Source organism: Streptomyces sp. NPDC111628 (assembly GCF_055635195.1).
This window is the reverse complement of record NZ_JBVKBZ010000006.1, coordinates 99583-112794: the sequence shown is the minus strand read 5'-3', so window position 1 is coordinate 112794 and position 13212 is coordinate 99583. Positions and strand designations below refer to the sequence as shown.

The window sequence follows — 13212 nt, the reverse complement described above, 5'->3', positions numbered from 1 at the left end:
GCGGGCTCCCTAGGCCTCGGGCGGCGGCTCCTCGCCGTCGGGGGCCTGTACATAGCGCAGGACGCCCCACATGCCGTGGTCGTCGGCGGGCGGGGCGTCGGCGTCCCGGCGGCACGCGTCGAGTCCCGCGCCGAGGGCCGCCGCGTGGATGCCGGAGCCGATGAGGACGAGCTGGGTACGGCGGACGTCGGCGGGTGGCCAGGGTTGCGGGTAGAAGCGCAGGAAGCGTCCGACGGCGTGGACGGCGTACCGGTTCCGCGTGTCGTACGGGCCGAAGTCGACGTACCCCTTGATCCGGTACAGGCCCTCGGGACGGCTGTCGAGGAAGCGCATGAGCCGGCGCGGGTCGAGCGGGAGGTCGGAGACGAACGACACGGTGTCGTAGGCGGCGTGCAGGTGACCGGGGTGTGCGCCGCCCTCGGAGTGGTCGTGCAGGTCGTCGAAGGACAGCTGCCCCACCCGCTCCTCGCTGGGCCGGCAGTCGTAGAGGAACTCGGGGTCGATACGGCCGTAGGTCGCGGGCACGACGGCGGCGCCGTCGACGAGCGAGTGCACGACGCCGAGCACCCGCTCGGCGTCGGCGGCCCGGTCGGTCTTGTTGACCACGACCAGGTCGGCGAGGGCCAGGTGCCGGTCGATCTCGGGGTGCTTGGCGCGGGTGTCGTCGAACTCGGCGGCGTCGACGACCTCGACGAGCCCGCCGTAGACGATCCCCGGTTGCTCGCTGGCGAGCAGCATGCGCACCAGTTCCTGCGGTTCGGCGAGGCCGCTGGCCTCGATGACGATGACGTCGATACCGGCCTCGGGCCGGGCGAGCCGCGCCAGGTACCCGTCCAGTTCACTCGCGTCGACGGCGCAGCACAGGCATCCGTTGCCCAGGGACACGGTGGAGTCGCCGAGGGCACCCGCGACGGCCATCGCGTCGATCTCGATCGATCCGAAGTCGTTGACGACGGCGCCGATTCGGCTGCCTCCGCTGCGGTGGAGGAGGTGGTTGAGCAGGGTGGTCTTCCCGGAGCCGAGGAATCCGGCGAGGACGACGACCGGGATCTGCTGCGGAGTCGGGCGCTGCCCCACCGTGCGACCTCTCTCTCACCATGCGTGCGGAATTGCCTGCTCAGGATACGAGCCGGCGGAGTACCCGCGGAGTGAACGATTGTTAGCAGCACTTGGTGGGCAGACGTTTTCCAAGGCGCCGGACCGTGCGACCCTCGCTTCCCTCCGTGCGCCTCCTCTCCGCCTCCCCGTCGATCAGCGCCGCTCGGCACCCTGGAGGTGGCAGCACCAAACATCGCTCGCCGGTCCCCGTCAGCCGACCCGCACTCGACGACCGGCGGGCGGTCGCCTGATTCGGGGGTTGACATGGTCACACAGAAGAAGGTCACGGGGAGGTTCGGCTCCGCCGCGGCCGGGATGCTGGTCGCCACGGTGGGGTTGACACTGGCCACGCGCCAGCGGCGACTGGAAGCGGAACGCCTCGGTCTCAGGCGGCTGGAACTGGAGGAAGCAGCCTCCCGGCGCAGGGCTCTGGCGCACCAGCAGCGCATGCACTGGGAGCTGCTCACGAGGGCGATGGACGACGCGTCCCTGGCTGCCGTGATCGACACCTACGACAAGGACATCCCCGCGGAGAAGCGGCGTCAGTTCTTCTACGCCAACGCCTGGTACGTCAACCTGTACTACCTCTACGAAGCGGGCCTGTTGGACCAGCAGGAGCTGTTCGGGCGTCTGCGTGAAATCTTCCAGACGCCGCTGATGCGGGAGTACTGGGAGGCGTCGAGGGCGCAGCGCGCGACGCTGGCCGAGTCGTCCGACGAGACGCGGATCGGTGCCATGGTGGACGGCCTGATCATGGACCTGGACGAGGCGGACACGGACGAGTGGTGGGTGGTCGGCACGCCTCCACCCGCCTGGGAGGGCACCTCGTCCTCGGGCGAGTGAACCTCTCGCTTCATTTCGGCCATGCGGTCACACGCGACCCACTGATCACAGTACGGTGCTGCCGACCAGCGTGCCCAACCTGTGTAAGGACCGGTACCCTTTGAAGATCGTGCGCCGCATCGGTGTGCCTCCGAGCTCGCGTGGCAGTACGTCGGGAGCCAACTGCCCGGATCTGTTCGAACTGAGCGACGGCAATTTCGCCGTGATCGGTACGGAAGCCACCGAGGCCCTCGAGCGTGAGCTGCCCGCCGATGCCGCCAGGGCCGACTACGAACGCATCGTGGTCATCAGCCGGGAGACCCTCATCCGGGCCAAGGCGGACATCCCCGACGCCTGACGTCACCCGCGCCTTCGGCCGTACCCCCGCCCCGACGGCGCACGGACCCCCACCACCGGCGAGCAACCCGGCACCCCGTCCTTGCTCGACGCTCTCCCCCGACCAGGCCTGGCGCCCGAACGGCACCAGGCCGCTCGTGCTTCTCAGGCCACCGCCGGGACCCCGACCGGCGCCCCCGGCCCCACATACCGCGCCGCCGGACGGATGATCTTGGAGTCGGACGCCTGCTCCAGAATGTTCGCGCTCCAGCCCACCACCCGTGCCGCCGCGAACGTGGGAGTGAACATCTCGCGAGGCAGGCCGCACAGCTCCATGACCACGCCCGCGTAGAACTCGACGTTGGTGTGCAGTTCGCGTCCCGGCTTCAGCTCCGCGAGGATCGCCTCGACCTGCCGCTCCACCTCGACGGCGAACTCCACGCGCGGCCCGCCGAAGCTCTGCGCCACCTCACGCAGCATCCGTGAGCGCGGGTCCTCCGTGCGGTAGACCGCGTGACCGAAGCCCATGATGCGGTCACCGGCGAGCACCCGCTCGCGGATCCACGCGTCGATGCGGTCGGGCGTGCCGATCGCGTCCAGGGTGTCCAGCGCCCTGCTGGGCGCGCCGCCGTGCAGAGGGCCGGACAAGGCCGACACCGCGCCGGCCAGGCAGGCCGCGACATCCGCGCCGGTCGACGCGATGACCCGCGCGGTGAAGGTCGACGCGTTGAACCCGTGGTCAATGGTGGAGATCAGGTACTGCTCGACCGCCCGGGTGCGCGCCTCGTCCGGCTCCTCACCGGTCACCATGTAGAGGTAGTTCGCGGCGTACGACAGGTCCTCGCGAGGCTCCACCGGCTCGAGTCCCCTCCCCAGCCGGTGCAGCGCGGTCAGCAGCGTCGGTACGGCCGCGGCGGCCACCAGGGTGTCCTGCCGGCGCTGGTCGACCGACAGGTCGTACACCGGCCCGAAGCCCAGGGCCGCGCCCAGCAGGGACAGGCCGGTGCGCATGCCGGCGAGCGGACCGGAGCGCCCCCCGGCCTCGGCGATGGCGGGCAGGGCGGCGCGCACCGCGTCGGGGAGCCGCCGCAGCGCCGCGGTCTCGGCGGCGAAGGCGGCCCCGGTTCGCGCGTCGGGGAGTTCACCGTGGACCAGGAGATGCCAGACGTCCTCGAAGCCGCGGCTCCGGGCCAGGTCGACGGCCGAGTACTGGCGGTAGTGGTAGAACCCCTCGAGTCCTCGCACGTCGCCGACCTCGGTGTCGGCCACCACGACACCGGCGAGCCCGCGCGGCACCTCGACGCGTGCGGCCGCGGCTGCGGTTCTGTTGACGGACATGATTGCCTCCTCGAACTTGACTCTACTGTCCATACTTGACTGATACTCTGTCAATATTGATTGAATCAATGCATAGTCTTGCAGCGACTCAACATGGCCCGCTTCCGATCGATACGGTGACCTCATGCGCGATCACGAGCCCGACCACCCCGCAGACAGCGAGCGGCGCCTGACCACCAGGGAGGCGGCCGAACTGCTCGGGGTGAAGCCCGAGACCGTGTACGCGTACGTCAGTCGCGGCCAGCTCGGCAGCCGACGCGCGCCCGGCTCCCGGGGCAGCACCTTCGACGCCGACGAGGTTCGGGCCCTCGCCCGGCGCAACCGGCGCGACGGCGGCACGAACCCGGCCTCGGCCACCGGTCAGGAGCTGACCGTGCGCACCCGCCTCACGCTCATCGAGAACGACCGGTTCTCCTACCGGGGCGTCGACGCGGTCGAACTCGCCGCGCGCCACACCTACGAGGAGGTGGCCGAGTGGCTCTGGACCGGGGAGCTGCGCCCCGGCACCGCGTTCTCGGCCCCCGAGTCCTCCGTGGCCGTCGCCCGCCGGGCCGTCGACGCCCTGCCCGAGCACGCCGGGCCCGCGGACCGGCTCCGCGTCGCGGCGATCGCCGCCGCGGTCACGGACCCGCTCCGCTTCGACCTGTCCGAGGACGCGGTGCTGGGCACGGCGCGCAGCCTCATCCCCACCCTCGTCGCCGCACTTCCCCCCGTACTGCGCGACGGACACGACCAGGACCCGATCGCCCACCGCCTGTGGACCCGGCTCAGCGGGGAGGAGGCCGACGAGCCGACGCTGCAGGCGCTGGACACGGCGCTCGGACTCCTCGTCGACCACGATCTGGCGGCCTCCACGCTCGCCGTGCGCGTCGCCGCGTCGGCGCGGGCGCACGCCTACGCCGCCGTGTCCGCCGGGCTCGGCGTGATCGAGGGGCCGCTGCACGGCGCCGCCGGGGGCCTCGCGCACCGGATGCTGCTGGAGGTTCTCGATCTGGGCAGCGCGGCGCCGGTGGTCGCGGAGGAGTTGCGGGCCGGCCGACGCATCCCGGGGCTCGGCCACCGGCTCTACCCCGGTGAGGACCCACGCGCGCGTGCCCTGTTCGCGCTCCTGGAGGACGTCCCCCGGGCGGCGCCCGCGCTCGCGGCGGCCCGGGACGTCCAGGCCACCGCCGCCCGCCACACCCCGCTGCACTCCAATGTCGACCTGGCGCTCGCCGTGCTCACCGTGTCCTCCGGCATGGCCTCCACCGCGGCCGAGACGATCTTCGCAGTGGCGCGTACGGCGGGCTGGATCGCACATGCCCTGGAGGAGTACGGGGAGCGCCCGCTGCGGATGCGGCCGAGTGGTCTGTACTCGGGTCCGAGGCCGCCGAGGCCACTGCCGGAGTAGTGCTCAGGCGCGGCTGGAAGTCACCGCGAGCCAAGTCAGGTTAGGCTCACCTCTGTGAGTACGTGCTCAACCGTCTCCTGGGACCTCGACGAGCCCGTTTCGGGCACCGCACCCGTCGCGAGGACCTGGTTGCTGCTCGAACAGTCCGGCCCGTGGGGCGCCAAGGCGCTCACCTCGAGCCACCTGGACCCCGCACTGGGGCGCGCCCTCGACGCGGCGGCCAAGGGGACGGGCGTACGCATCGCGCTCGTGCGGCGTCCCGGGCGCCACGCGGACCGGGGCACGACCACCGCACGCAGGGTGTACGCGGCCCACACCGTGCCGGGAAACGTGTGGCTGCACGGCACCACGCTCAAGGATCCCCGTCGGCTGCTCGGCCTTGATTTCGCGGCGCTCGGCAGGGGCGACCACAGCGCCTTCGACTCGGTGCTGGACGGCCGGCCCCACGCGGGCGATCCGCTCGCCCTCGTCTGCACCAACGGCAAACGCGACCGGTGCTGCGCTCTCCTCGGCAGGCCCTTGGCGGCCGAACTCGCCGCCTCCGGAGCCGACGGGGTCTGGGAAGTCACCCACCTGGGCGGGCACCGCTTCTCGCCGACCGTGCTCGTCCTGCCCCACGGATACGTCTACGGCCGCGTCCAGGCCCACACCGTCAAGGAGATCCTGCACGGCGCACGGGAGGGCCGGATCGTCATCGAGGGCTGCCGCGGGAACTCCGCGTGGGAGCGCCCCGGCCAGGCGGCCGAGCTGGCCCTGCGATCGGCCCTCGGCGAGGACACGGCCCAGGCACTGACCGTCGTACGGACGGACGGCGCCGCACCGCGCTGGGAGGTGACCCTGGCCCACCGCGACGGCCGGCACTGGCGGGTCACCGTCGTACAAGGCGCGTCCGTGCCACCGCGAGCGGAGAGCTGCGCGGCGTCGGTGCTGGGCTCGCCCGCGCGGATGGAGGTCACGGCGGTGCGCGCCCAGCCGGTGACGGCGGCACTGGCGAGCTGACCCCGCGGGAGACGCACGCCCCTCGCGGGAGATACGCGCCACACCCCGCTACGGCATGCCACCGGCCCCACGTACCGTCATGGCCATGAGCTCCACTCCCCCCGTACGCCGACTGCGCCTGGGCCTGCCGCGGCGGGTGTTCTCCCAGGTGCTGCTGATGCAGCTGGCGATCGCCGCGGGCGTCGCGGTACTCGCGACCGGGCTGTTCCTGGCGCCGCTCGGCGACCAGCTGGACGACCAGGCGATGCGCCGGGCGCTGGCGATCGCCCAGACCACCGCGCAGCAGCCGCAGGTCGTGCGGGACCTGCGGACCACCCGGCCGACGGCGAACGGCCCGGTGCAGCGGGAGGCGGAGCGGGTCCGGGAGGCCACCAAGGCGGAGTACGTGGTCGTGATGGACCGGCAGGGGGTGCGCTGGTCGCACACGGACCCGGAGCGCATCGGCGAGGTCGTCTCGACCGATCCGGGGCAGGCCCTGGCCGGGCGCGAGGTCATGGAGATCGACGACGGCACCCTGGGCCGCTCCGCCCGTGGGAAGGTGCCCCTGCGCGACGGCGACGGCGAGATCGTCGGGGCGGTCTCGGTGGGTATCGCCTACGACAGCGTCCGGGCGCGGCTGATCCACGCCATTCCGGGCCTGTTCGCGTACGCCGGCGGCGCGCTGGCCGTCGGCGCCCTGGCCTCCTGGATCATCTCGCGCCGGGTGCAGCGGCAGACCCGGGACCTGGCCTTCTCGGACATCGCGGGGCTGCTCGCGGAGCGGGAGGCCATGCTGCACGGCATCCGGGAGGGTGTCGTCGCCCTCGACCGGGGCGGCCGGGTGCGCCTGCTCAACGACGAGGCGCAGCGCCTGCTGGGCATCGGCGGCGAGGCCGTCGGCCGCTCCCCCGACGAGGCGCTCGGTGCGGGACGCACGGCCGACGTGCTGGCCGGCCGGGTGACCGGCACCGACCTGCTGACCGTGCGCGGCCAGCGGGTCCTGGTCGCCAACCGGATGCCCACCGACGACGGCGGGGCCGTCGCCACGCTGCGCGACCGCACCGAGCTGGAGCAGCTCGGCCGGGAGCTGGACTCCACGCGCGGACTGATCGACGCGCTGCGCGCCCAGGACCACGAGCACGCCAACCGCATGCACACCCTGCTGGGACTGCTCGAACTGGAGATGTACGACGACGCCGTGGAGTTCGTCGGCGAGGTGGTCGGCGACCACCGGGTCACCGCGGAACAGATCACCGAGCGGATCCAGGACCCCCTGCTCGCCGCCCTGCTGGTCGGCAAGGCCACCGTCGCGGCCGAGCGCGGTGTCGCCCTGTGGGTCTCGGACCGGACGCGGCTGCCGGACCGTCTCGTCGATCCGCGAGGTCTCGTCACGATCGTCGGCAACCTGGTCGACAACGCCCTCGACGCCGCCGCCGGGACACCGCACGCGCGCGTGGAGGTCGAACTGCGTGCCGAGGGGCGCGCCGCCACGCTCACGGTGCGCGACACGGGGCCCGGGATCGCGGCGGACCACCGTGAGCTGGTGTTCACCGCGGGCTGGTCCACCAAGGAGCCGCCGGCCCACCGCGAGCGTGGCATCGGGCTGCCGCTGGTGCGCCGCCTGGCCGAGCGACAGGGCGGCAGCGCGACAGTCGGGGAGGCGTACGGCGGGGGCGCGGAGTTCGTCGTCGTCCTCCCTGAGGCGTTGACCGAGGCGGCCCCGCAACCCGCTCTCACCGCCCCTGTGACCACCGCTGCCGAGGAGGAGTCCCGATGATCGAGGTCCTGGTCGTGGACGACGACACGCGGGTCGCGCGCGTCAACGCCGCATACGTCGAGAAGGTGCCCGGCTTCCACGTCGCCGGTGAGGCGCACAACGCGCTGGAGGCACTGGACGCGGTGGAGCGGCTGCCCCGCCTGGACCTGATCCTGCTGGACCACTACCTGCCCGACCGGACCGGTCTCGAGGTCGTTCAGGAAATGCGGCGCCGCGGACTCCAGACCGACGTGATCATGGTGACGGCGGCCCGGGACGTGTCGACCGTGCAGGCGGCGATGCGCCACGGCGCTCTCCAGTACCTGGTGAAGCCGTTCGCCTTCGCCGGTCTGCGCGGCAAGCTGGAGGCGTACGCCGACCTGCGCCGCACCCTCGACGGCGGCGGTGAGGCGGAACAGGCCCAGGTCGACCGGATCTTCGGCGCGCTGTCGGCTCCGTCCGAGCCCGGGCTGCCCAAGGGCCACTCCCCCACCACCGCCGAGCTGGTACGCCAGTGCCTGCTGAAGGCCGACGGACCGCTCTCCGCCCAGGAGATCGCCGAACGGACCGGTGTGAGCCGCCAGACCGCGCAGCGCTATCTGAAGCTCCTGGAACGCACCGGACGGGCCGTACTGACGCTCAAGTACGGCGAGGCGGGCCGCCCCGAGCACCGTTACGCGTGGGCGACCCGGACCTGAGACGACCGCTGGACGCCTGAGGCCGCCGCGGCCGTCCCTATACGGCCCCGGCCCCGGTCAGCGACCGCACCTCGGTCTCGGCGTGCCTGGCCTCGTCCGGGACCTCCGTGGAGGTCACCGTGCCCAGCCAGCCGGCGACGAAGCCGAGCGGGATCGAGACGAGGCCCGGGTTCTGCAACGGGAAGTACTGGAAGTCGAGGTCCGGGAAGAGCGACTGCGGGCTGCCGGAGACCACCGGGGACAGCAGCACGAGTACCACGGACGGCACCAGACCGCCGTAGACGGCCCAGACCGCGCCGCGCGTGGTGAAGCCGCGCCAGAACAGCGAGTAGAGCAGCACCGGCAGGTTGGCGGAGGCGGCCACGGCGAAGGCGAGGCCCACCAGGAACGCGACGTTGAGGTCACGGGCGAGCAGACCGAGCCCGATCGCGACGGCGCCGATACCGACGGCGGCGACCCGCGCCACGGCGACCTCGCTGCGCGGCTTGGAGTGGCGACGCCGCAAGGACGCGTACAGGTCGTGGGCCACGGACGCCGAGGACGCCAGGGTGATGCCGGCCACCACCGCGAGGATGGTGGCGAACGCGACGGCGGCGACGACGGCGAACAGGACCGTCCCGCCGGTGGACTGCGCGCCGCCGCCCAGATCGAGGGCGAGCAGCGGCACCGCCGTGTTCCCGGCCGCGTTGGACGCGCGCACGGCGTCCGGCCCGACCAGGGCGGCGGCACCGAATCCCAGCACGATCGTCATCAGGTAGAAGCCGCCGATGAGACCGATCGACCAGACCACGGACCGCCTCGCCGCCCGTGCGGTGGGCACGGTGTAGAAGCGGGACAGGATGTGCGGCAGCCCGGCCGTGCCCAGCACCAGGGCGAGCCCCAGGCTGATGAAGTCGAAGCGGGAGACCCAGTCCCCGCCGTAGGCCAGGCCGGGTGCGAGGAACGCCTCACCGTGGCCGCTGCGCTCGGCGGCCGTGTGCAGCAGCCGGTCGACGTCGCCGTGGAAGCGCACCAGGACGAGCGCGGTCAGCGCCACGGTGCCGCCGAGCAGCAGCACCGCCTTCACGATCTGGATCCAGGTGGTGGCGCGCATCCCGCCCAGCGACACGTAGATGACCATGAGGGCACCGACGCCGATGACGGTCCACGTCCGCGCCGCCTCGCTCGTCCCGCCCAGCAGCAGCGCGACCAGGCTGCCCGCGCCCACCATCTGTGCCACCAGGTACAGGACGGAGACGGTGACCGAGGAGGTCCCCGCCGCGATACGCACCGGCCGCTCCCTCATCCGGGCGGCCACGACGTCGGCGAGGGTGAACCGCCCGCAGTTGCGGACCAGTTCGGCGACGAGGAACAGGACCACGAGCCAGGCCACCAGGAAGCCCACCGAGTAGAGCATGCCGTCGTAGCCGTTGAGCGCGATGAGCCCCGAGATACCGAGGAAGGATGCGGCCGACATGTAGTCGCCGGAGATGGCAAAACCATTCTCCATCGGTGAGAAGAGGCGCCCGCCCGCGTAGAACTCCTCGGCGGATCCCTGCCGGTGGCGGCCCACCCAGGTGGTGATCCCCAGCGTGACGGCGACGAACGTGCTGAACAGCAGCAGGGCCAGGGTCTGGTGATCACCCGTCATGACGCACCGCCTCGCACTCCGCGCGTCAGCTCCTGGGTGTCCCAGCGCAGTTCGAGCGCGGCCCGGTCCCTGCGCAGCCGGGCGTGGCGGGTGTAGGCCCAGGTGAGCAGGAACGTGGTGAGGAACTGCCCGAGTCCCGCGACCATCGCCACGTTCACCGCACCGGCCACCGGCCGGGCCATCAGGGTGGGTGCCGACGTGGCGGCCACCACGTAGGCGACGTACCAGAGGAAGAAGCCGGCGACCGCCGGTACCACGAACCTCCGGTACCGGCTGCGGACCTCCTGGAAGGCCGCGCTGCGCTGGACCTCCAGGTACACGTCGGCCGCGGCCCGGGGCGGCTCCGCCGGGGCGTTCCGACGCATCGGTGGCACCACCGGCCCGGAGGCCGCGGGACCGGCCGACTCGCCCCAGCCGGAGGCGAGGGCGTCGTACCACGGGTCGTCGTACCGCGGGCCGTCGTACCGTGCCCCCTGGGCCGTCTCGACGTAGGCCCTGCCCGGCAGGGCGCGGTGGTCGGCCGCGCTTTCCGGACCGCCCCCGGCGCCGCGGGGCGGATCGTTGCTTGACTGCATGCCCAAGGATGGACAGAACGGGAAGATCCCCGACTCTTCTTCCCCGCGCGCTTCACCCCATCAGGTGATTCATCCCCCTGGTGGCCGCACCAGCCCCTTCCCGTAGGCGTAACGCACCGCCTGTGCGCGGTCCTTGAGGCCCGTCTTGGCGAACAGGTTGTTGATGTGGGTCTTCACCGTGGCCGTGGAGACCTGCAGTCTGCTCGCGATCTGGTGGTTGCTGAGCCCCTCGGCGATGAGAACCAGCACCTCGGTCTCCCGGGTGGTGAGCCCGTCCGGGGGCTCGGGCGGTCCGGTCGGCCGCGGCTCGGACTCGGACTCGGACAGGCGTTCCAGCAGGCGTCGTTGGATGCTCGGCGCGAGTCCCGCGTCTCCGGACAGGACGCCGTGCACCGCCCGGACGATCTCGTCCCCGCCCGCGTCCTTGGTGAGGTAGCCGCGCGCCCCCGCCCGCAACGCGGGGAACACCGACGCGTCGTCCGCGTACGTCGTGAGGACGACGACCTGCGTCCCGGGGTGTTCGGACCGGATCCGGCGGGTGGCCTCCACCCCGTCGCATCTCGGCATGCGCAGGTCCATGAGCACCACGTCCGGAGCGAGTTCGGCGACGAGCCGGACCGCCTCCTCGCCGTCACCGGCGGCGCCCACCACATCGACGCCCGGCAGCAGTCCGAGCAGCATCACGATCCCCTCGCGCACCACGGTCTGGTCGTCCGCGACCACCACCCGCGCGGGCCTCTCCCCGGACTCCTCACTCATACGGGCACCTTCAACGTCACCACGAACCCCTCCTCGCCCGGCCCTGCCCGCAGCGAGCCGCCCAGCAGCTCGGCACGCTCCCGCATGCCCAGCAGACCGTACCCACCTCCGGTGCCGGTGTGTTCGCCGGGCGGACCTCCCGAATCCCGCACGTCCAGCACCACTTCATGGGCGCTGTAGTCCAGCCGCACCCGCACGCCGGCGCCGGGGGCGTGCCTGCGGGCGTTCGTCAGCGCCTCCTGGGCCACCCTGCGCACGGCCTGTGACGCCTCGGCCGGCAGCGGTCTGCGTTCGCCCGTAATGGTGACCTCTGCCGTGCCCCCTGCCGTCTCGACGAGCTGGGCCAGGAAGTCCTCCAGCGGCGTCAGGTCGCCGCGCAGCGCGGACAGCGCCTGCCGGGTCTCGGCGAGTCCGTCGCGGGCCATCCCCCGTGCCGCCACCACCCGGTCCAGGATCTGCTGCCGGTCCGCGTCCCGCTCGATGAGCAATCGGGCCGCCTCCAGGTGCACCATCTGCGCCGAGAGGCTGTGCGCCAGCACGTCGTGGATCTCCCGGGCGATACGGGCCCGCTCCGCGAGTGCCGCCGTCTCCGCCTCGGCCGCCCGGGCGGCCCGCTCCTGGTCCAGCAGCCGCTGCGCGGTCCCCCGTGCCTCGGCGTCGAGTCGCAGGACGTATCCGGCGAGCACCAGTCCACCGGCCGTCGCCACCGTGGTCAGCCATGCGTCGTCGCTGACCGCGGCGTAGGAGGCCAGCGCGACCGAGGCCACGGGCAGCGCGGCGGCGATGGGCAACCGTTCCAGGGCCACGACTGCGCAGCCGCACCAGATGACCAGTGCGGGGGCACCGAAGCCGACGGACCGGGCGGCCACCGAGATCGCGAGCAGGACGACGACGAGTGCCAGCGACGGCAACAACCGGTGTGCGAGCGTGGTCCGGAAGAAGGCCCATGCCGCGCCTACGGCGGCCACGAGGCCGACGGCCGCCGCGGCCGAGCCCCAGCCGTGCAGACGGCTGCTCGTGAACGCACCCCACAGCAGCATCCCGAACACCACCAGGCGCACCGCCCCGGAGAGCAGGCGGCGGGGCCGGGAGACGCTCTCGGGCAGGAGTGCCTCCCTGGAAGGCCACCTCGTCCAGATGTTCTCCGTCACGCGGGCTCCTTCCGGGTGGGCCGGGGCACGGCGTCACGGTACGCGGAACCGGGTGCTCCGGCCGGGCGTGGGTCCTGAACGCGCCAGGCCAGGACGCCGGACCGGACCAGCAGGGTCACCGCCAGGGCGAACAGCAGGGCCGAGCCGTCCTGCCGCACTCCCAGAACCGCACCGATTCCGTAGAGGCCCGCGCGCAGCGCGATTCCGACGGCCCACACGGCGACGCTCGCCCTGGTGCCCCTGCTCCACACCGCGCCGTCGGCCTCGACCCATATCCGGGTGGTCCAGGCCCACCCGGCACCGGTGAGCAGGCCGACGATCACCTCGGCGGCGAACAGCAGCAGGGCTGCCGTCTGGTGGTGGGCGTCGATCATGCCCGGTTCGCGCAGCGCGACGATGCCCAGCACCACGGGCAGCACCCACCGGCGTCGGCCGGTGTCGATCCGGCTGGCGCGGAACTGCCGAGTGATCACCAGGCCGGCCACCGCCGTGATGGCCAACGCATCGACGAGCCCGGACATCGTGCCTCCGTGAGCGGAAGAAGGGTGATGCCGGCGGCGGTCCCGCCGACGCCTTCGACGCTACGGAAACGGCGAGCTCACGGGATCGGATCCCGGGTGGATCATGGGTGGAGCTCTGCCCGGCACGGCACTCCACCCAGAGGTGGAGAGGACGGCGGAC

13 protein-coding genes are annotated in these 13212 nt (G+C 72.5%); 6 read left to right on the top strand and 7 right to left on the bottom strand.

Annotated elements, in window-relative coordinates; translation table 11 throughout:
- Positions 1–9: 9 nt before the first annotated feature.
- A complete protein-coding gene (locus ACZ7MF_RS29970; protein ID WP_471481378.1) occupies positions 10–1077 on the bottom strand; it encodes a CobW family GTP-binding protein in 1068 nt (355 codons plus the stop codon).
- 285 nt (positions 1078–1362) lie between these two features.
- On the opposite strand from ACZ7MF_RS29970, the gene ACZ7MF_RS29965 reads away from it, so the two are divergent.
- Positions 1363–1941: a DUF6082 family protein gene (locus ACZ7MF_RS29965; protein WP_471481377.1), complete on the top strand. Its 579-nt coding sequence runs from the start codon at positions 1363–1365 to the stop codon at positions 1939–1941.
- 100 nt (positions 1942–2041) lie between these two features.
- On the top strand, positions 2042–2278 hold the full coding sequence (locus tag ACZ7MF_RS29960; protein WP_383279794.1) for a hypothetical protein: 237 nt from the start codon (positions 2042–2044) through the stop codon (positions 2276–2278).
- 143 nt (positions 2279–2421) lie between these two features.
- On the opposite strand, the gene ACZ7MF_RS29955 is transcribed toward ACZ7MF_RS29960, so the two are convergent.
- Positions 2422–3594 (bottom strand): citrate synthase/methylcitrate synthase, encoded by a 1173-nt coding sequence (locus ACZ7MF_RS29955; RefSeq protein WP_471481375.1) that lies wholly within the window; start codon positions 3592–3594, stop codon positions 2422–2424.
- A gap of 124 nt (positions 3595–3718) precedes the next feature.
- On the opposite strand from ACZ7MF_RS29955, the gene ACZ7MF_RS29950 reads away from it, so the two are divergent.
- The 4 genes from ACZ7MF_RS29950 to ACZ7MF_RS29935 all read left to right on the top strand — a co-directional run bounded on the left by ACZ7MF_RS29950 (position 3719) and on the right by ACZ7MF_RS29935 (position 8416).
- The gene (locus tag ACZ7MF_RS29950) at positions 3719–4984 is read left to right on the top strand and encodes a citrate synthase (RefSeq protein ID WP_471481373.1); all 1266 of its coding nucleotides are present in this window, start codon (positions 3719–3721) and stop codon (positions 4982–4984) included.
- 54 nt (positions 4985–5038) lie between these two features.
- The gene (locus ACZ7MF_RS29945) at positions 5039–5983 is read left to right on the top strand and encodes a sucrase ferredoxin (protein WP_471481371.1); all 945 of its coding nucleotides are present in this window, start codon (positions 5039–5041) and stop codon (positions 5981–5983) included.
- 85 nt (positions 5984–6068) lie between these two features.
- On the top strand, positions 6069–7739 hold the full coding sequence (locus tag ACZ7MF_RS29940) for an ATP-binding protein (RefSeq protein WP_471481370.1): 1671 nt from the start codon (positions 6069–6071) through the stop codon (positions 7737–7739).
- A complete protein-coding gene (locus ACZ7MF_RS29935) occupies positions 7736–8416 on the top strand; it encodes a response regulator (RefSeq protein WP_471481368.1) in 681 nt (226 codons plus the stop codon). Before ACZ7MF_RS29940 ends, ACZ7MF_RS29935 begins: the two co-directional genes overlap by 4 nt.
- A 37-nt stretch (positions 8417–8453) precedes the next feature.
- Here the strand turns inward: ACZ7MF_RS29935 and ACZ7MF_RS29930 are convergent, their stop codons facing one another.
- The 5 genes from ACZ7MF_RS29930 to ACZ7MF_RS29910 all read right to left on the bottom strand — a co-directional run bounded on the left by ACZ7MF_RS29930 (position 8454) and on the right by ACZ7MF_RS29910 (position 13052).
- Complete coding sequence (locus ACZ7MF_RS29930) at positions 8454–10046, bottom strand: solute symporter family protein (protein WP_471481366.1); 1593 nt, start codon at positions 10044–10046, stop codon at positions 8454–8456.
- The gene (locus tag ACZ7MF_RS29925) at positions 10043–10621 is read right to left on the bottom strand and encodes a DUF485 domain-containing protein (RefSeq protein WP_471481365.1); all 579 of its coding nucleotides are present in this window, start codon (positions 10619–10621) and stop codon (positions 10043–10045) included. The genes ACZ7MF_RS29930 and ACZ7MF_RS29925 overlap by 4 nt, the downstream gene beginning before the upstream one ends.
- Positions 10622–10690: 69 nt before the next feature.
- Positions 10691–11380, bottom strand: coding sequence for a response regulator transcription factor (locus ACZ7MF_RS29920; RefSeq protein ID WP_471481363.1), 690 nt, complete (start codon positions 11378–11380; stop codon positions 10691–10693).
- Positions 11377–12531: a sensor histidine kinase gene (locus ACZ7MF_RS29915; protein WP_471481361.1), complete on the bottom strand. Its 1155-nt coding sequence runs from the start codon at positions 12529–12531 to the stop codon at positions 11377–11379. Before ACZ7MF_RS29915 ends, ACZ7MF_RS29920 begins: the two co-directional genes overlap by 4 nt.
- Entirely contained in the window at positions 12528–13052 is a 525-nt protein-coding gene (locus ACZ7MF_RS29910; protein WP_471481359.1) for a DUF1453 domain-containing protein, read from the bottom strand. Before ACZ7MF_RS29910 ends, ACZ7MF_RS29915 begins: the two co-directional genes overlap by 4 nt.
- Positions 13053–13212 lie beyond the last annotated feature (160 nt).